Genomic DNA, 15,723 nt, shown 5'->3' with positions numbered 1-15,723 from the left:
GACCGCGCTGAACCTGCTCAAGCTTGAGGATCGACAGCAACAATCAGGCGATAGGCGCGTGATTTCCATCGCCCGCTGGCGAACCCGCAAAGCCAACGCGCATCTGCTGGAGCGCTTTTCTTCTTACTTAGGTCTGGACTTCAATCGCATAAAATCCCGACCCGACTTTGACGAGATGTGCCACTACGGCGCTATCGCGTCATGAAACTGTCCTAACCATTGTTAGACGATCCTTGATAGACGACGTTTGCGCCTAGCGCGAGGTTCTCACGCGATCCCCTACCGCCAGCACGCGGGAGGCTTCCATCACTAAGGCGTAGCTTACGTGGTCATAGGGTTTAAATACCATCAGCGCCCCGGCTTCTTCGGCGGGCAGTTGTAACACCTCTTGAGTGCGCGGGTCGTTCACGCGCTCCCCTTGCTGATCAACACGCAACACATGCCCCGGCTGCAAGCCGTCTTGAGTGCCCAAATCAATCGCCACCACCTGCAACCGGCCAATAAAGCGCACGCCGCCGGGCACCGCAAGAATCACACCGCTCACGTCGTTGCGCGGCGCGCGGGGCGTGAAGGGATCATCCAATAAAAACGATTCCAACGGCAGCACGATGTCATCATTGCGCACCTCCTGCTCAGCACGGCGCACCTCTAGCCGCGCAATATCATCGTCGCGGCGCAGCAGGACGGCCTCTCCTACGCTGATCAACTCAAGCCCCAGCACGTCACCGTCGCCCCCCACATAGGGCTCACCTTGGCGATAGATACCCATCGGCTCACCGCGCACCATCGCGCTTTTATTGCGCGCTTGATCGGTTAAACGCACGTAGATCACATCGCCCGCGCCGCTGATCAACCGTGTGTCGTCGCCGGCAACCACATAGGCAAGCTCGTTCAGTACCTCGGTGCTATCGACAATCCGATGCTTGCGTAAAAACGCCTCAACCGCCTCGCGCGGCAGCGGCTCAATCGCCTCGCGATGGGGTAGCGTGCGTACTTCGGGAGAAAGCTTGACCACTTGCTTGCTGCGCTCAAGCTGGATACATGGCATGCCCTGGCAATCGCGCAGCGTCAACACATCGCCTGGGTAGATAAGATGCGGGTTTTCGATTTGCGGGTTTTCTCGCCACACCTCAGGCCACTGCCAAGGCGCGTGCAAAAATCGCGCGGCGATATCCCAAAGCGTATCGCCCGCCTGAACCGTGTAACGCTCAGGGGCATCGTTGCGTAGACGCTCCCAGGCATTGGCCGGTGCCGCGAGTAATACGCTGACAAGCATTACCCTGAAAAGTAATACACTGATAAGCGCTGCGGGGTGCTTTTGCCATACCCAATAGGCGCGTTGATACCTCGCGTTGTCATCCCTTGCCATGCGCTCTCCCGTTTGATTTGCCTGCGGTGGGCGCCCAATGCTCAAGCGCTTGCTGGCATGATATAATGAACGATAACAATGAACATAGACCATGCGACCAACGCGTCGGTCTTGTTCGCTTTAAACGCCTACATTAACGACTCCACTTAACGGTATTACTACGCCATGGCTATACGTCCGATCCTAGAGTATCCCGACGAGCGGCTACGCACTAAGGCCGCGTCGGTTGAAAACGTCGATGATGAAGTTCGAAAGCTTGTCGATGACATGCTTGACACCATGTACGACGCCCGCGGCATCGGCCTTGCCGCCACCCAAGTTGATGTTCATCGCCGCGTGGTGGTGATGGATGTCAGCGACGAAAGCGGCCAGCCGCTGGTATTAATTAACCCCAGCTATACGCCGCTTGGCGAAGAAAAAGAGCTGCTCTCCGAAGGCTGCTTGTCGATCCCGGAGTACTACGCCGACGTGCCGCGCTATTTAAAAGTGAGGCTCAACGCGCTCGACCGTAACGGTGAACCTTATGAGCTTGAAGCCGATGGCCTGCTCTCACACTGCATTCAACACGAGTTTGACCACTTGGAAGGCGTGCTATTTGTCGATTACCTCTCGCCGCTCAAGCGTAATCGCGTACTGAAAAAAATGCAGAAACGCCACAAACTGGAGCAGGACGCTTAACGCATGTCATCACTGCGCGTTGTTTTTGCCGGCACGCCGGACTTCGCGGCCGCAAGCCTAGAAGCGCTTTTGGCCAGCGAGCATAACGTCGTCGGCGTTTACACCCAGCCCGACCGCCCTGCCGGGCGCGGGCGTAAGCTCACCCCCAGCCCGGTAAAAAAGCGAGCCCTTGAGCACGATCTGCCCGTCTACCAGCCGGCATCGTTAAAAAGCGCTGACGCTCAAGCGGCGCTAGCCGCGCTAAACGCCGACGTCATGGTCGTCGTGGCGTACGGATTATTGCTGCCCCAGGCGGTGCTGGATATTCCGCGTTTGGGCTGTGTCAACGTTCACGCCTCGCTCTTGCCGCGCTGGCGCGGGGCAGCACCGCTTCAGCGTGCCATCGAAGCAGAAGATCGTGAGTCAGGCGTTGCCATCATGCAGATGGACGCGGGGCTTGATACCGGCGCGGTGCTGCGTGAGGCGCGCACGCCGATCACCCCCACCACCACTGGCGGCGAGTTGCACGATACCCTGGCCGCGCTTGGCGCCACCACCCTGATTGACACGCTGGATGCCATGGCCGCTGGCCAGGCGCAAACAAAGCCGCAGCCGGAAGAAGGCGTAACCTACGCGGCCAAGCTCTCCAAAGCCGAGGCGGAACTTGATTTCACCCAGCCGGCTGCGACACTCGCGGCAAAAATCCGCGCCTTCAATCCGTGGCCCGTCGCGTGGTGCGCGCTGGGCGATGAGCGCCTGCGCCTGTTGATGGCCAGCGCCGAAGAGGGCTCTGCCCCTCCTGCTCTCCCCGGCACCCTGTTAGCACCAGGGCGCGACTGCCTGCGCATCGCCTGCGGCGCACACGGCCACGAGGTGCTGCAAGTGACAAAAGCACAGCTCCCCGGTGGCAAAGCAATGCCAGTGCGGGAATTGCTCAACGCCCGCCACACGCATTTAGCCCCTGGCAATGTCCTGGGTAACGATCTTGGCAACGCTCTTGACAACGATGTTAACCACAAGCCGCAAGGAGACACTTGATGAGTTCACCGCGCAGCCCCCAAGCCGGTAGCGGTCAGGAAGTTCGTGCCGCCGCCGCCCGCGCGCTCACACCGGTGCTCAGTGACCAAGGTTCACTTGCCGGGCTGGATGAACACAGTGTGATTACCCGCGATCGCGCGCTGCTTAAAGAGCTTTGCTACGGCACCTGCCGTCGCCTGCCGCGGTTAGAGGCGCTTGCCAATGAGCTACTGAAACAGCCGTTCAAAAAGCGCGACATGGACGTGCAGGCCCTGCTGCTACTGGGGATTTATCAGCTGCTTTATATGCGCATTCCCGCTCACGCGGCAGTGGGCGAAACTGCCGGCGCGGCGCGGCTTATGGGTAAAGAATGGGCAACACGCGTCCTCAACGGCTGCCTGCGTCGCCTTCAGCGCGAAGCCGACGCCCTGCAAGCACATGTCGACCGCGACCCGTATATTGCCTTGGAACACCCGCCGTGGCTTTTGACCGCGCTGCAAGAAGCGTGGCCCGACCATTGGCGCGATATCGCCGAGGCCAATAATCAGCCCGGCCCCATGACACTGCGCGTCAACCAGCACCACAAAGACCGCGAAGCGTATCTAGCCCAACTCGCGTCGCAAGGGTTAGACGCGCATCTCTGCGCCCACGCACCTGACGGCATCACCTTAGAGACGCCTTGCGACGTCAGCACTCTCCCCGGCTTTGCGGACGGATGGGTAAGCGTACAAGATGAAGCCGCACAGCTCTCTGCCGCCCTGTTAGGCCCTGCGATTGCGCCGCGCCCCGGCGCCCACGTGCTTGACGCCTGTTGCGCGCCGGGGGGCAAAACCGCGCATTTACTGGAGCAGTTTGATATTGCTCTGACCGCACTCGATAACGATAACCAACGTCTCGCTCGTGTCGAGGACACGTTAACGCGCCTCGGGCTTGAGGCTGAGCTTTGCCACGGCGATGCCACGACCCGCGATTGGTGGCAAGGCACTCCCTTTGACGCTATTTTGCTTGATGCACCGTGCTCGGGCACCGGTGTGATTCGGCGTCACCCGGATATCAAAAAGCTGCGCCGCAAAGACGATATCAAACAACTCGCGAAGCTTCAGGCGCGCTTGTTAGATAATCTCTGGCCGCTTCTGAACGAAGGCGGCACGCTACTCTATGCCACGTGTTCAGTGCTTCCTGAAGAGAATACCGACCAAGTTGAGGCGTTTTTACAACGCACGCCTGATGCGCGTGTTACCACGCCAACGGGGGTCGCCTGGGGAAGAGAAAGCGGCGCGGGTCGGCAACTTTTTCCGCAACTCAACAGTCACGATGGCTTTTTTTATGCCAGACTAGAAAAGCGTATTGCTAAGTAAAGCCGTGGAGATTTCTCCGCACGGACCAACGCTTTACGAATCAACTCATGTAAGACCGCGAAGGAGGAACGTATGACACATCATACTTACAAGCATATTGAGCTAACCGGCTCCTCAGAGAAAAGCATGGAAGACGCCGTGCAAAATGCCATCGGCAAAGCCGCCGAATCGGTCAAGCACATGCGCTGGTTTGAAGTGGTAGAAACACGCGGCCATATCGACGACGGTCGCGTTGCCCACTGGCAGGTGACGGTGAAAGTCGGCTTCACGCTGGAATAACGCCCTCCCCTGCTTTTTTGCGGCGGCTGGTTTACACTAGCCGCCGCTTTCTATTGCAGCGCAGTGTTTGCGCACTAACGGGGACGGCAACCTGATGAAAATCATCATTCTTGGCGCCGGCCAGGTCGGCGGCACGTTGGCAGAACACCTCGCGCGAGAAGAAAACGACATCACCGTGGTCGACACCGACGCCAACAAGCTGCGCGAGTTACACACCAAGCTTGATATTCGCACTGTGACAGGCGCAGGCTCCTACCCCATGGTGCTACGCCAAGCGGGGTGTGAAGACGCCGATATGCTAATCGCGGTCACCAGCGCCGATGAAATCAACATGATCGCCTGCCAGGTGGCGCATACGTTGTTTCGCACCCCGACCAAAATTGCCCGCGTGCGCGCCACCGCGTATTTGACCCGCAAGGGGCTGTTCGCCCACGAAGCGATTCCCATTGATGTGTTGATCAGCCCCGAGCAGGTGGTCACCGACCATGTTCGCCGTTTGATCGAGCATCCCGGTGCGCTACAGGTACTGGAATTTGCCGGAGGCATGGTGCAGCTAGTGGCGGTGAGGGCCTTCTATGGCGGCCCGCTGGTGGGGCAAGACTTGGCTTTTTTGCGCCGCCATATGCCCAACGTTGACACCCGTGTCGCCGCGGTTTACCGCCGCAACCGGCCAATCATCCCGCGTGGCAGCACAGTGATTGAAGCCGATGATGAAGTCTTTTTTATCGCGGCACGGCGCGATATTCGCGCGGTAATGAGCGAGCTTCGGCGCGTCGAACGCGACTTTCGTCGGGTGGTGATTGCCGGCGGTGGTAACATTGGCGAGCGCCTTGCCGAACACTTGGAGCATAGTCATCAGGTCAAAATCATCGAGCATAGCCTGGAGCGCTGCACCCACCTTTCCGAGCGACTCGACCGTACCGTTGTGCTTCACGGCAGCGCCACCAGCAAGCGCTTGCTTGAAGAAGAGAACATTGAAGAGTGCGATATCTTTTGTGCGCTAACCAACGACGATGAAGTCAATATCATGTCATCGCTTTTGGCCAAGCGTCTCGGGGCGAAAAAAGTTCTCACGCTGATCAATAACGCCGCTTACGTCGATCTCGTGCAAGGGGGCGATATCGATATTGCCATCTCCCCCCAGCAGGCCACCATCGGCAGCCTACTGACCCACGTGCGCCGGGGCGATATCGTCAACGTTCACTCATTGCGCCGGGGGGCGGCGGAAGCGATCGAGGCCATCGCCCACGGCGACAAACAGTCGTCAAAAGTCGTGGGCCGTAGCATCGATGAAATTGACCTGCCTGAGGGCACCACCATCGGTGCTATCGTGCGCGGTAAAGAGGTGTTGATTGCTCACGACAACGTGGTGGTGGCGTCGGGCGATCACATTATTCTGTTTGTCATCGACAAGCGCCGTATCCGCGACGTGGAGCGGCTGTTCCAGGTCGGGCTGACCTTCTTCTAGGGAGTTGAGGTAAATGAGCCTGCGGGTAATTCTGCGTATATTAGGGTTACTGCTGATGCTATTCAGCCTGACCATGATGCCGCCCATTCTGATCTCACTGTGGTTTCGCGACGGCGTGTGGGATGCCTTTTTGATCGGCATCGCGATTACCGTGTTTACCGGGCTTTTGTTCTTCCTGCCTAATCGCAATGAGCGTAAAGAGCTGCGTATTCGCGACGGTTTTATTATCGCGGCCATGTTCTGGACGGTGCTAGCGCTATTCGGTTCATTGCCGCTGATGCTGTTCGGCGACGGCGCGTTGTCGCTTACCGATGCGGTGTTCGAGTCGTTTTCGGGGCTCACCACCACCGGTGCCACGGTGATTACCGGTATCAATTTCCTGCCCGAATCAATTCTCTACTATCGCCAACAACTGCAGTGGCTCGGTGGTATGGGGATTGTGGTATTGGCCGTGGCGATTTTGCCCACACTCGGGGTGGGCGGCATGGCGCTTTACCGCACCGAAATTCCAGGCCCATTGAAAGATTCCAAGCTCACTCCGCGTATTACCGAGACGGCCAAAGCGTTGTGGTACATCTACGCCTCGCTGACGCTCACCTGCCTAGCAGCCTATATGCTCGCGGGCATGAACTGGTTCGATGCGTTAGGGCACAGTTTCTCTACCGTCGCTATCGGCGGATTCTCCACCTATGACGCGAGTATCGGTCACTTTGACAGCGCCGCGATCGAATTGATTTGCATAAGTTTTATGTTAATTTCAGCGTTGAGCTACAGCCTGCATTTCGTCGCTTGGCGGCAAAAAAGCCTCACGCATTACTTCCAAGATCCCGAAGCCCGTTTTTTACTCTTATTTTTGCTCGGGTTAACCACCGTGACCGTGATTTCCCTGTGGTTGACGGGAACGTATGATACCCAGCTCGGCTTGCGCCACGGGCTGTTTGAGGTTGTCTCCGTGGCTACCACGGCAGGTTTTGCCGTCGCTGATTTTTCCGGCTGGCCTGGGGCACTGCCGTTTCTTCTGTTTGTTGCGGCCTTTGTCGGCGGTTGCTCAGGCTCTACCGGCGGCGGGATGAAAGTCATTCGCATTATTTTGATCTTGAAGCAGGGCATGCGCGAAGTCATGCGCTTGATCCACCCCAACGCGGTCATCGCCGTTAAAGTAGGCAAAGTGAGCGTGCCGGATAGTGTTGCCCAAGCGGTGTGGGGGTTTTTCTCGGCCTACGTCATGCTGTTCTTTTTGATGCTGGTCGGCGTCATGGCAACCGGCGTGGATCAGGTAACGGCTTGGTCGACCGTCGGGTCGGCGCTCAATAATTTAGGCCCGGCACTCGGCGAAGCCAGTGCCCACTACGGCGACATGCCGGTGCTTGCCAAGTGGATCTTAGTGCTAGCCATGCTGCTTGGCCGATTAGAAATTTTCACGATTTTAGTGCTGTTTACGCCCGCCTTCTGGCGCCGCTAAACGCTTTTATTTCCCGTTTTACCCTATTTTTATCGAGTGCTGAATGAGCCCAACTGATACCGCATCTATGCTTCCCACGACTAGCGGGCCGCTAAAAACCGTCACCGTTGGGGATACGCGCTATACCCTGCTGGGTACCGCTCACGTCTCCGCTGAAAGCGCGGACGACGTACGCAAGCTCATTGAGACCGGTGAATTTGATGCCGTCGCCATTGAGCTTTGCGATGCCCGCCATCACAGCATGGCCAACCCTAATGCCATGGGCGAGCAGGATTTGTTCCAGGTATTCAAACAGGGCAAGGCCGGCATGGTCGCCGCCAGCTTAGCGCTGGGGGCGTTTCAACAGCGCATTGCCGAGCAATCCGGTATTCAGCCAGGCGCTGAGATGCGCGCTGCCGTTGACGAGGCCAAACGTCTCGATTTGCCGCTTTTGCTGGTTGACCGCGACGTGGGCATCACGCTCAAACGCATCTACCGCAACGTACCTTGGTGGCAGCGTTTTTCGCTTTTCTCAGGGCTTTTGGGCAGCGTGCTGTCGCGCCAAGACGTCGCCCAGGAAGAGATCGAAAAGCTCAAAGAAGGCGACATTCTTGAGGCGACGTTTAGCGAGTTTGCCGCTGAGTCAGAGGCGCTCTACACGCCGCTAATTCGCGAACGCGACCGCTACATGGCGCTGCGCCTAGCCGAAGATGCCCCCCCTGGGCGCTACCAGCACGTGCTTGTGATCCTCGGGGCTGGGCACTTAAAAGGCACTGGCGAGCATTTACAAGCTCCCTTACCTGACTCGCCAACCGCGGAGCGTGAGTCGCTGGAAGCCACACCGCCACCCTCCAAACTGTGGAAAATACTGCCATGGGCGATCACCGCACTAGTACTCATCGGCTTTGCGATTGGCTTTTCGCGCAATACTGAGCTTGGCTGGCAGTTGGTGTTGGAGTGGTTTTTAATCAACGGCGTGCTTTCAAGCGCGGCCACCATCGCGGCATTGGCCCACCCGGTCACCGTCGTCGCGACTTTTTTCGCTGCACCGCTGACATCGCTCAACCCCACCATCGGTGCGGGCTTTGTCGCCGCCGGGGTTGAACTCTATATGCGCAAACCTAAAGTGCGCGATTTTTCGACGTTGCGCCACGATGTCGCGCACCTTAAAGGCTGGTGGAAAAACCGCGTCTCGCGCACCTTGTTAGTTTTCATGCTCGCCACCTTAGGCTCCGCCGCTGGCACTTGGATTGCCGGGTTTAGAATCGCCGGGGCACTGTTTGGCAGCGCGGCGTGAACACCCTGGTACGCTCCCCCTGGCAAGCGGATGCACTGTTATTACTGGTCACGCTGGTGGCCGCCGCGGGCTGGATTTTCTCTAAAGAAGCCCTCGCGGGCATGTCGCCATTGTGGTTTATTGGCACGCGTTTTTTGCTCGCGAGTGCAGTGCTCGCCTGCTTTGCTTGGCCTGCACTGCGCCGCTTACCGGCGCGACAGCTATACAACGGCGCAGCGGTTGGGCTGTTGTTCAGCGGCGCCATTGCCTTTTGGGTAATGGGGCTTGAATATTCTCATCACCTGGGCGAAAGCGCTTTCATCAATAGCCTGGGGATTTTGCTGGTACCAGTAGTGGCACGCTTGCTGTTTGGCGACCTGCCGCCGCGCACGACATGGGTCGCCCTGCCCATCGCACTCTTTGGTTTTACATTACTTTCGCTCAACGCCGGTTTTCGCCTTGAGCCTAGCCAGCTTTTTATGGTCTGCTCGGCGCTACTGTTTGCGCTACTGATCAACGTCAACACCCGCGTGGTGCGCCACCTTCCTGCCCTGCCGCTCACTACGTTACAACTGATGGTGGTGGGCGTGGTACTGACGACGCTTTCTGTGCTGTTCGAACGCGAGCCGCTAGCGCTTTCGCCGGCAATTATCGGCTGGTTTTTGGCCAGCGCCCTGATTGCCAGCTCACTGCGCTTTTTTCTCCAGGTGAAAGCCCAGGGCATGACATCGCCAAGTCATGCGGCGGTTATCTTAATGCTCGAAGCGGTGTGGACCGCGCTTTTGGCCGCCTTCTGGTTTGGCGAAAGCATGACGCTTTTGCAGCTACTCGGCTGCGGGCTGATTTTCACCGCGTTGCTCATCAACCGCTGGTATTGGGTGCGTCAGGTGTTATGGCGTTGGCTGCCGCGCTAGCAAACGTTGCATGGCGTCCGTGGGGGTTTTGATCTTATGGTACTGACGGCTTGCGGCATAGCTTGCGTTAAACGCATCGAAATAATCATCAAGCACATCGGCGGCATCAACATCACCGCCTTGACGCAGAAGCTCGGCGGCAACTTCAGCGGTGCATAAATGCGCTTTTGACGCCGGTTTACGCAGCCGGTAGCGGGTTTCCCGTTCGCTGCGAAGCGGCAACACCGGCAACGCATCGAGATAAGGGCTTTTGCGAAAAATCCGCCGTGCTTGGCGCCAGGTACCATCAATAAGAATATACACCGGCGTTTTACCGCTGGCTTTTGCCTGCGTCACGGCATCAATCGATACCACGCGGTCGGCGTAGTCGGGTTGGTCATCGGGGAAAACCACAAAAGGCGCAAAGCGCTCATCCGCGAGCAGCGCCAGCAAGCGGGGATCCGGTTCGGTGCGGTGCCAGGTAAACACCTCCGTTTGCGCCAGCACATCGCCAATCAAACGCCCGGTATTGGTCGGCTTATAATGCTCAATCCGATGGGTCAAAAGCCACACCTGTGCCTCGCTTTCGGCAGTGACTTTATACGGGCAGAGACAGTTCAGCACCGGTAAATTGCACCCTTCACAGCGCTCAACAAAGCTCCCCCGCGCCTTAAACTCACGCCGCGGTTTTCCCGTCGCCGGGTCAACCTCCGCGGGGGTATGGTTATCGAGTGGCGAAGGCATCTACGCTCCTAGATTGGAAAAACCCGCGAGTATAAAGCAAGTAGCGTGCAAACCGTCACCCCGAACCTGCCCGAATGACCCTTTCTTTTCTAGTTCGGCCTCTGCAATGCCTTTAAATACCCTCATGCGCACTTAAGTGATAATACTTTCACGAGCGCAACCCAGCAAAAACCCTGTCTACCCCATGTCTCGCTCTCTCGGCATTACCCTCGGTTTGTTGGCTGGCTTGGTCGCCCTCGGTCTGCTGTGACAATGGCTCGCCATGCAGGATGTGCTGATCCACGTGCCGCCGCAACAGGCGGCGCAAGCGATTCACTGGCTCCAGGCGGCTTAACCCCAAACGTCCCAACAAAATGGTATAGTTATTGCATAATTTATCACAAGGGCCTACCCGGCCTACGTGAAAGTCGGTGCCTTACCCTGGCGCCACGAACAAGGAGATACATTATGTCACCTAATCCTGTGACGTTAATGGTAGCGCGACGCGTACCCCCCGGCCGTTACCGCGACTTCACCGCTTGGCTGGAAGAAGGCCGTGAACTGGCCAGCGATTTTGACGGTTATCTGGGTTCCGGCGTACTAGAGCCGCCCCCGGGTGACGACGAGTATCAGATCATTTTCCGCTTTCGCGACGCGCAGTCTCTAGCGCTTTGGGAGCACTCGGCTTCGCGCCGGACCTGGCTTACCCGCGGAGAAGGGCTCTATATGGCGCCCCAAGAGCACCGTGCTATTGGTTTAGACGGGTGGTTTCAGGAGGCTACCGGCCAGACACCGCCGCGCTGGAAACAGGCCATCGCGATTTGGCTAGCGTTCTTCCCGGTGTCGTTAAGCTTTCAGATGCTGTTCGGCGGGCTACTTGCCGACTTAGCGATTGTGCCCAAAGTGCTGATCAGCACCTTAGCGCTAACACCGATAATGGTGTTCCTTTTCATTCCGCTTTCCATGCGCCTGCTGGGGCCTTGGTTGCGCGGAGAACAATCCATTATAAAGTGCCTGACTCGAATATTGCACCGAAATAGTGCGTAAAGCACCCGCATGAAACATCATTGCATTGAAAGCCATAACGCCACCGTGTTCATCATGCGGTGGCGATCTTTTACGACTTCCCTCCAGATGCCCGCAAGACTCAGCGTAACCCCTGAAGAATGTGCTCAACCGTTTGTCGCGCCTGAGATTTGGTCGCACCGTTTTTGTTCATAAGCCGTAACCCGGACATGGAAAGGGTTAAGAATTGCGCCGTGCTAGCCGGGTCGTAATCAGCGCTAATACTGCCCTCGCGTTGAGCTCGCGCGATGACTTGGGTGAAAAAAGCGCGAATGTCATCGACGCATTGACGAGCGTGTTGCCCTGGTGGTGAGGCCTCCCCCCCTAACTCGGTGGCCGAGTTAAAGATCAAACAGCCAAGCTCAGCCTGCTCGCTTTGCGCGTCTAACGCGGCCTGGGTCAGCAGGTGATCGATGAATGCCCACGCCGATGGTGCTTGATCAAAAGACGCCGCTAAATTAGCCAACAACTGTTCGCGGTAACGACTCAAAACCGCCAAGAAGAGCGCTTCTTTATTGCCATAAAGCTGATACAACGAGCTACGAGAAATTCCCATCGCCGCGAGCAGATCGCGCAGCGACGCATGGTGATACCCCAACCGCCAAAAGGTGTCCATAGCCGCTGTTAACGCCACATCGGGTTGATGTTGTAAGGGTCTGCCCATTGCCATCACTTATACCCTGCTTGGTCAATTTATGCTCAATCTAACATGCCAGCGTCTCTCAGGGGGAAAGCATGACAATAAGAGATACCGAACACACCCATGGCTTGCCTTTATGGCCACGCGCCCTTAAAACCGCCTTAGTCGTGGGGCCGCTGCTGACCATCATCAATCAATGCGAGGCACTATGGCAGTTAACTGGCCATTGACCATGCCACGGGTGCAGCCGATGAAACCACCAGCCACGGAATACAACAGGTCGACGTCACCCAGGGTGTGATTCGTGATTTAGCGCAAGTGCTGAACGACACCCCAAAAGCGATTACCTCCTAAAAGCGGCCCAAGCGTAAACACGTGGGCCGTTTAAGGTAAAAACGCGTTTTTGCCCTCACATTGTCACGTTGCAGTCGCCATCCGCTTCACCGGCAAAGCGTGCCCTAGCGTGTACCACATACGCCGCGAGCGCAGCCAAATCGTCGGATGCCCAGTCGAGTGGCTCGGCGGCCATGGGCGCGACCATGCAGAGTTGAACCATCTCATCGGCGTGCACGGTTTCCATGCCGAACTGGTTAACGCCCATACTCACCTGATGCGGATACGGCTGATTGAACGTGTCTTGAAAGCCCGACCGGCCATCAACGCCGTGGCAGCTGGCACACGATAGCCCGTTAGTGCTTAACGACGCGTCATTAAACAACGCTTTTCCGCGTTCAATGAGAGATTGCGGGTTATCGCCACTTTCATCGTAACCGGGCTCGTAACCGTCTGGGCGAGATACCAATGCCGTACGCGCGTTAGGCTCTGCGCTCCCTTCCGCTTCGCCCTCACCTTCTGCTTGCGCTTCGCCTTCACCTTCAGCTTGTGCCTCGCCTTCACCTTCAGCTTGCGCTTCGCCCTCGCCTTCTGCCTGCGCTTCGCCCTCGCCTTCTGCTTGTGCCTCGGCGTGGTTGCTGGCCAACAGTAACGTGCTCGGCACCTCACCGGACGTGGCATAAACGCTTTGATCGCTGGCCATCGCCTCTAGCGCGCCGCCGCTTGCCACCAGTACGAGTGCTGGCGCGGTATAACGCAGCTGGCGGCGGAGCTTGCCGAGTAAGTCTTGGCGTTGTTGATAGATCGACATAGTGTTGCCCCATTGGTAGTGGTTGATTGTTCTGTTACTCCACTATGTCAGTGAGCCACACCGCGAACTCCTTACAACGCGACGCCCGCACTTCGTCAGTCGATATCACTGACTCGCACAAGATTTTTCTCATCGCATTTGCTAATTATGGACTTATTGTTCCACAATCAATGAACTCGTTAACGCAACGCGACCATTACTTAGGAGTTTGACATGGCTGATTTCCCCCTTCACACCCTCGATAGCGCGCCGCAAGCGGCGAAAGAGAGCCTGCAAGCCGCGGAGAAAAAAATGGGCTTTCTGCCCAACATCTTCGGCAAAATGGCCGAAGCCCCAGCGCTACTTGAGGCTTACCTCACACTGGACGGTATTTACGCCAACACCAGCTTAAGCCCCGTTGAGCAACAGGCAGCACTGTTGGCCATTAGCGCCGACAATGAGTGTAGCTTCTGCGTAGCCGCGCACACCGGCGGCATCAAACAAGCAGGGGCTGACGATGCGCTGGTCAAAGACCTGCGCGAGCGCAATGCGCCAAACGATGCCAAAGTCGCAGCGGTCACACGCTTTGCTCGCCACCTCAACGCGCAGCGCGGTTGGGCCGAAAAAGCCGAATTAGACGCGTTTTTCAGCGCAGGCTTTACGCAGCAACATGCACTAGAATTAGTCATTGCGTGTGCCTTAAAAACCCTTTCCAACTACACCAACCACATGGTCGAGACCCCTCTTAACGAAGAGCTTAAACCGCTTGCATGGGAAGCGTCCTAACGCGCCCATGGGTGCCAACCAGCCTGTAGCACACGTTACGGGCGCTGATTTTGGGGATTCACCGTGACCACTGCCACGTCCTCTTCTCACGAACCCGCCATTAACGCCCATATCGCGGCACTGCGGCCGAAACTCGTCGCCTTTGCCCGCCTCCAGCTGCGTGACGGTGCGGCGGCAGAAGATGCAGTGCAAGACACCTTAGTCATCGCACTGGAAAAGCACGCCACCTTTGAAGGACGTTCGGCATTTGAAACGTGGGTTTTCGGCATTTTAAAGAACAAAATCCTTGAGCGACTGCGCCAACAAAAACGTTACGCGAACTGGCACGCTTTTGATGACCAAAGCGACGACGACGCCTTCGATACGCTGCTCCAGGGTTCTTTATTCCAACCTAATGGGCGCTGGCAGGCGGCGGCTCGCCCGCAGGCATGGGGTGAGCCTGATCAACTGTTGGAAAACCAAGGGTTTTGGCGCGTGTTGGATGCCTGCTTGATCGCCCTACCCGACAACATTGCGCGGGTTTTTACCCTGCGCGAATTCATGGGCTTCTCAACAGAGGAGATTTGTAAGGAAGTTGGGGTGACAGAAACCAACTGCTGGGTCATTCTGCATCGTGCGCGTTTACGGCTACGTAACTGCATCGAAAAAGGCTGGCTTGACTCCCCCTGACGCCAACGCGAAGAGACCGCTATGATGATCATGTGCCGCGAAGCTACCAAGCTGATGTCGCTATCGCTCGATCGCAATCTGACACGGCGCGAACGCTTAGCACTGCGTGTTCACACCATGATGTGTCGCCCCTGCCGGCGTTGCCAAGCGCAGTTTGAACTGCTCCACCGGCTAGGAGAACAGCCACCGACAACCGACGACGACCCAAACGCCACCCCATGAAGACACTCCTCCCCTCGCCACGCTGGCTTTTCCTCCCCTGGTTAGCCGTTGTCATCAGCCCCGGGATGGTGGAAAGCGCAGGAAGCGACCCCATAACATTCTCGCCTCTCCAAATGGAGCGCTGGCCTACCCGCAGCTTCGCCGGGGAAACCGATTACCGGCTCACCGAGAAAGATGGCGAGCGTGTGCTGCAAGCGCGTGCCAATGGCCAAGCCTCGGCGCTCTACCTGGAGCGTGAAATCGATCTCGCCCAGACGCCTTATCTGAAATGGTGCTGGCAAGTGGACCGTATTTACCCCGGTTTGAATGAAACCACCAAAGCTGGCGACGACTACCCCGGGCGTGTTTACGTCGCGCATAAAACCGGGCTACTGCCGTGGCAGGTGCAGTCGGTTAACTACGTCTGGTCCTCAACGCAAGCCCCTGATAGTACGTGGACCAACGCGTTTACTGACCGCGCGCAGCTTCTTGCCCTACAAGGGGGCGATGATAACGTCGGCCGGTGGGTCGCTGAGGTACGCCATGTTCGCGAGGATTATCAGCGCCTGTTTGGTGAAAGTTACGCCCATATCGATGGCGTCGCCATCATGAGCGATGGCGACAACGCGGGCGGCAATGCCACCGCTTGGTTTACCGGCTTGAGGTTTTCAGCAGACCCCACGCCGCCCGCGTGCCCATCACCATGATAGCCATTTACCCCCCCGAAAGGTTCCCTGAACACTTTGCTCAAGCCAGAA

19 protein-coding genes are annotated in these 15,723 nt (G+C 57.4%); 15 read left to right on the top strand and 4 right to left on the bottom strand.

Going from position 1 to position 15,723, the window contains the following annotated elements:
• On the top strand, positions 1 to 205 hold a 205-nt coding region (locus QC823_RS01200), incomplete at its 5' end, for a hypothetical protein (protein WP_309654530.1).
• Positions 206 to 253: 48 nt separating this feature from the next.
• Here QC823_RS01200 and QC823_RS01195 read toward each other — a convergent pair.
• Positions 254 to 1,276 (bottom strand): LysM peptidoglycan-binding domain-containing protein, encoded by a 1,023-nt coding sequence (locus tag QC823_RS01195; protein WP_422823547.1) that lies wholly within the window; start codon positions 1,274 to 1,276, stop codon positions 254 to 256.
• 258 nt (positions 1,277 to 1,534) lie between these two features.
• On the opposite strand from QC823_RS01195, the gene def reads away from it, so the two are divergent.
• The 8 genes from def to QC823_RS01155 all read left to right on the top strand — a co-directional run bounded on the left by def (position 1,535) and on the right by QC823_RS01155 (position 9,779).
• Complete coding sequence (gene def / locus QC823_RS01190) at positions 1,535 to 2,047, top strand: peptide deformylase (protein ID WP_309654528.1); 513 nt, start codon at positions 1,535 to 1,537, stop codon at positions 2,045 to 2,047.
• Between the two features lie 3 nt (positions 2,048 to 2,050).
• On the top strand, positions 2,051 to 3,064 hold the full coding sequence (gene fmt / locus QC823_RS01185; protein ID WP_309654527.1) for a methionyl-tRNA formyltransferase: 1,014 nt from the start codon (positions 2,051 to 2,053) through the stop codon (positions 3,062 to 3,064).
• Positions 3,064 to 4,401 carry a 16S rRNA (cytosine(967)-C(5))-methyltransferase RsmB gene (gene rsmB / locus QC823_RS01180; RefSeq protein WP_309654526.1) on the top strand — a complete coding sequence of 446 codons (1,338 nt, stop codon included), beginning with the start codon at positions 3,064 to 3,066 and terminating at the stop codon, positions 4,399 to 4,401. The genes fmt and rsmB overlap by 1 nt, the downstream gene beginning before the upstream one ends.
• 72 nt (positions 4,402 to 4,473) lie before the next feature.
• Entirely contained in the window at positions 4,474 to 4,680 is a 207-nt protein-coding gene (locus QC823_RS01175; protein ID WP_309654525.1) for a dodecin, read from the top strand.
• Between the two features lie 94 nt (positions 4,681 to 4,774).
• Positions 4,775 to 6,148 (top strand): Trk system potassium transporter TrkA, encoded by a 1,374-nt coding sequence (trkA, locus tag QC823_RS01170; protein WP_309654524.1) that lies wholly within the window; start codon positions 4,775 to 4,777, stop codon positions 6,146 to 6,148.
• 13 nt (positions 6,149 to 6,161) lie between these two features.
• Positions 6,162 to 7,610: a TrkH family potassium uptake protein gene (locus QC823_RS01165; protein WP_309654523.1), complete on the top strand. Its 1,449-nt coding sequence runs from the start codon at positions 6,162 to 6,164 to the stop codon at positions 7,608 to 7,610.
• 43 nt (positions 7,611 to 7,653) lie between these two features.
• Complete coding sequence (locus tag QC823_RS01160) at positions 7,654 to 8,886, top strand: TraB/GumN family protein (protein ID WP_309654522.1); 1,233 nt, start codon at positions 7,654 to 7,656, stop codon at positions 8,884 to 8,886.
• Positions 8,883 to 9,779 carry a DMT family transporter gene (locus QC823_RS01155; protein ID WP_309654521.1) on the top strand — a complete coding sequence of 299 codons (897 nt, stop codon included), beginning with the start codon at positions 8,883 to 8,885 and terminating at the stop codon, positions 9,777 to 9,779. Before QC823_RS01160 ends, QC823_RS01155 begins: the two co-directional genes overlap by 4 nt.
• Here QC823_RS01155 and QC823_RS01150 read toward each other — a convergent pair.
• Positions 9,756 to 10,502: a tRNA-uridine aminocarboxypropyltransferase gene (locus QC823_RS01150; RefSeq protein ID WP_309654520.1), complete on the bottom strand. Its 747-nt coding sequence runs from the start codon at positions 10,500 to 10,502 to the stop codon at positions 9,756 to 9,758. The two genes, QC823_RS01155 and QC823_RS01150, sit on opposite strands and share 24 nt — an antisense overlap.
• 447 nt (positions 10,503 to 10,949) lie before the next feature.
• Between QC823_RS01150 and QC823_RS01145 the strand changes: the two genes are divergently transcribed.
• Positions 10,950 to 11,528: an antibiotic biosynthesis monooxygenase gene (locus QC823_RS01145; protein ID WP_309654519.1), complete on the top strand. Its 579-nt coding sequence runs from the start codon at positions 10,950 to 10,952 to the stop codon at positions 11,526 to 11,528.
• Positions 11,529 to 11,628: 100 nt separating this feature from the next.
• On the opposite strand, the gene QC823_RS01140 is transcribed toward QC823_RS01145, so the two are convergent.
• Positions 11,629 to 12,210, bottom strand: a complete 582-nt coding sequence (locus QC823_RS01140) for a TetR/AcrR family transcriptional regulator (protein WP_309654518.1) — start codon at positions 12,208 to 12,210, stop codon at positions 11,629 to 11,631.
• A gap of 71 nt (positions 12,211 to 12,281) precedes the next feature.
• Here QC823_RS01140 and QC823_RS01135 point away from each other — a divergent pair, with 71 nt between their 5' ends.
• On the top strand, positions 12,282 to 12,416 hold the full coding sequence (locus tag QC823_RS01135) for a hypothetical protein (RefSeq protein WP_309654517.1): 135 nt from the start codon (positions 12,282 to 12,284) through the stop codon (positions 12,414 to 12,416).
• A 179-nt stretch (positions 12,417 to 12,595) separates the two neighbouring features.
• On the opposite strand, the gene QC823_RS01130 is transcribed toward QC823_RS01135, so the two are convergent.
• Entirely contained in the window at positions 12,596 to 13,330 is a 735-nt protein-coding gene (locus QC823_RS01130) for a cytochrome c peroxidase (RefSeq protein WP_309654516.1), read from the bottom strand.
• A 213-nt stretch (positions 13,331 to 13,543) separates the two neighbouring features.
• On the opposite strand from QC823_RS01130, the gene QC823_RS01125 reads away from it, so the two are divergent.
• From QC823_RS01125 to QC823_RS01110, 4 genes are all read left to right on the top strand, one after another.
• Positions 13,544 to 14,095, top strand: coding sequence for a carboxymuconolactone decarboxylase family protein (locus QC823_RS01125; RefSeq protein ID WP_309654515.1), 552 nt, complete (start codon positions 13,544 to 13,546; stop codon positions 14,093 to 14,095).
• Positions 14,096 to 14,158: 63 nt separating this feature from the next.
• Positions 14,159 to 14,764, top strand: coding sequence for a sigma-70 family RNA polymerase sigma factor (locus tag QC823_RS01120; RefSeq protein WP_309654514.1), 606 nt, complete (start codon positions 14,159 to 14,161; stop codon positions 14,762 to 14,764).
• A 21-nt stretch (positions 14,765 to 14,785) separates the two neighbouring features.
• The gene (locus QC823_RS01115; protein WP_309654513.1) at positions 14,786 to 14,986 is read left to right on the top strand and encodes a zf-HC2 domain-containing protein; all 201 of its coding nucleotides are present in this window, start codon (positions 14,786 to 14,788) and stop codon (positions 14,984 to 14,986) included.
• Positions 14,983 to 15,672 carry a DUF3047 domain-containing protein gene (locus QC823_RS01110; RefSeq protein WP_309654512.1) on the top strand — a complete coding sequence of 230 codons (690 nt, stop codon included), beginning with the start codon at positions 14,983 to 14,985 and terminating at the stop codon, positions 15,670 to 15,672. Before QC823_RS01115 ends, QC823_RS01110 begins: the two co-directional genes overlap by 4 nt.
• Positions 15,673 to 15,723: the final 51 nt, after the last annotated feature.

It is taken from the genome of Vreelandella vilamensis, from assembly GCF_031451755.1.
GTDB lineage: Bacteria > Pseudomonadota > Gammaproteobacteria > Pseudomonadales > Halomonadaceae > Vreelandella > Vreelandella vilamensis.
Note: the sequence above shows the minus strand (reverse complement) of the source record. Positions and strands in the feature narration are given on the sequence as shown.

Excerpts from the sequence above, each read along its gene's own strand:
- rsmB (WP_309654526.1), top strand. The coding sequence starts at position 3,064 with ATGAGTTCACCGCGCAGCCCCCAAGCCGGTAGCGGTCAGGAAGTTCGT.
- fmt (WP_309654527.1), top strand. The coding sequence starts at position 2,051 with ATGTCATCACTGCGCGTTGTTTTTGCCGGCACGCCGGACTTCGCGGCC.
- QC823_RS01150 (WP_309654520.1), bottom strand. The coding sequence starts at position 10,502 with ATGCCTTCGCCACTCGATAACCATACCCCCGCGGAGGTTGACCCGGCG.
- QC823_RS01140 (WP_309654518.1), bottom strand. The coding sequence starts at position 12,210 with ATGGGCAGACCCTTACAACATCAACCCGATGTGGCGTTAACAGCGGCT.
- def (WP_309654528.1), top strand. The coding sequence starts at position 1,535 with ATGGCTATACGTCCGATCCTAGAGTATCCCGACGAGCGGCTACGCACT.
- QC823_RS01175 (WP_309654525.1), top strand. The coding sequence starts at position 4,474 with ATGACACATCATACTTACAAGCATATTGAGCTAACCGGCTCCTCAGAG.
- QC823_RS01160 (WP_309654522.1), top strand. The coding sequence starts at position 7,654 with ATGAGCCCAACTGATACCGCATCTATGCTTCCCACGACTAGCGGGCCG.
- trkA (WP_309654524.1), top strand. The coding sequence starts at position 4,775 with ATGAAAATCATCATTCTTGGCGCCGGCCAGGTCGGCGGCACGTTGGCA.
- QC823_RS01135 (WP_309654517.1), top strand. The coding sequence starts at position 12,282 with ATGACAATAAGAGATACCGAACACACCCATGGCTTGCCTTTATGGCCA.
- QC823_RS01110 (WP_309654512.1), top strand. The coding sequence starts at position 14,983 with ATGAAGACACTCCTCCCCTCGCCACGCTGGCTTTTCCTCCCCTGGTTA.
- QC823_RS01165 (WP_309654523.1), top strand. The coding sequence starts at position 6,162 with ATGAGCCTGCGGGTAATTCTGCGTATATTAGGGTTACTGCTGATGCTA.
- QC823_RS01145 (WP_309654519.1), top strand. The coding sequence starts at position 10,950 with ATGTCACCTAATCCTGTGACGTTAATGGTAGCGCGACGCGTACCCCCC.
- QC823_RS01130 (WP_309654516.1), bottom strand. The coding sequence starts at position 13,330 with ATGTCGATCTATCAACAACGCCAAGACTTACTCGGCAAGCTCCGCCGC.
- QC823_RS01115 (WP_309654513.1), top strand. The coding sequence starts at position 14,786 with ATGATGATCATGTGCCGCGAAGCTACCAAGCTGATGTCGCTATCGCTC.
- QC823_RS01125 (WP_309654515.1), top strand. The coding sequence starts at position 13,544 with ATGGCTGATTTCCCCCTTCACACCCTCGATAGCGCGCCGCAAGCGGCG.
- QC823_RS01195 (WP_422823547.1), bottom strand. The coding sequence starts at position 1,276 with ATGCTTGTCAGCGTATTACTCGCGGCACCGGCCAATGCCTGGGAGCGT.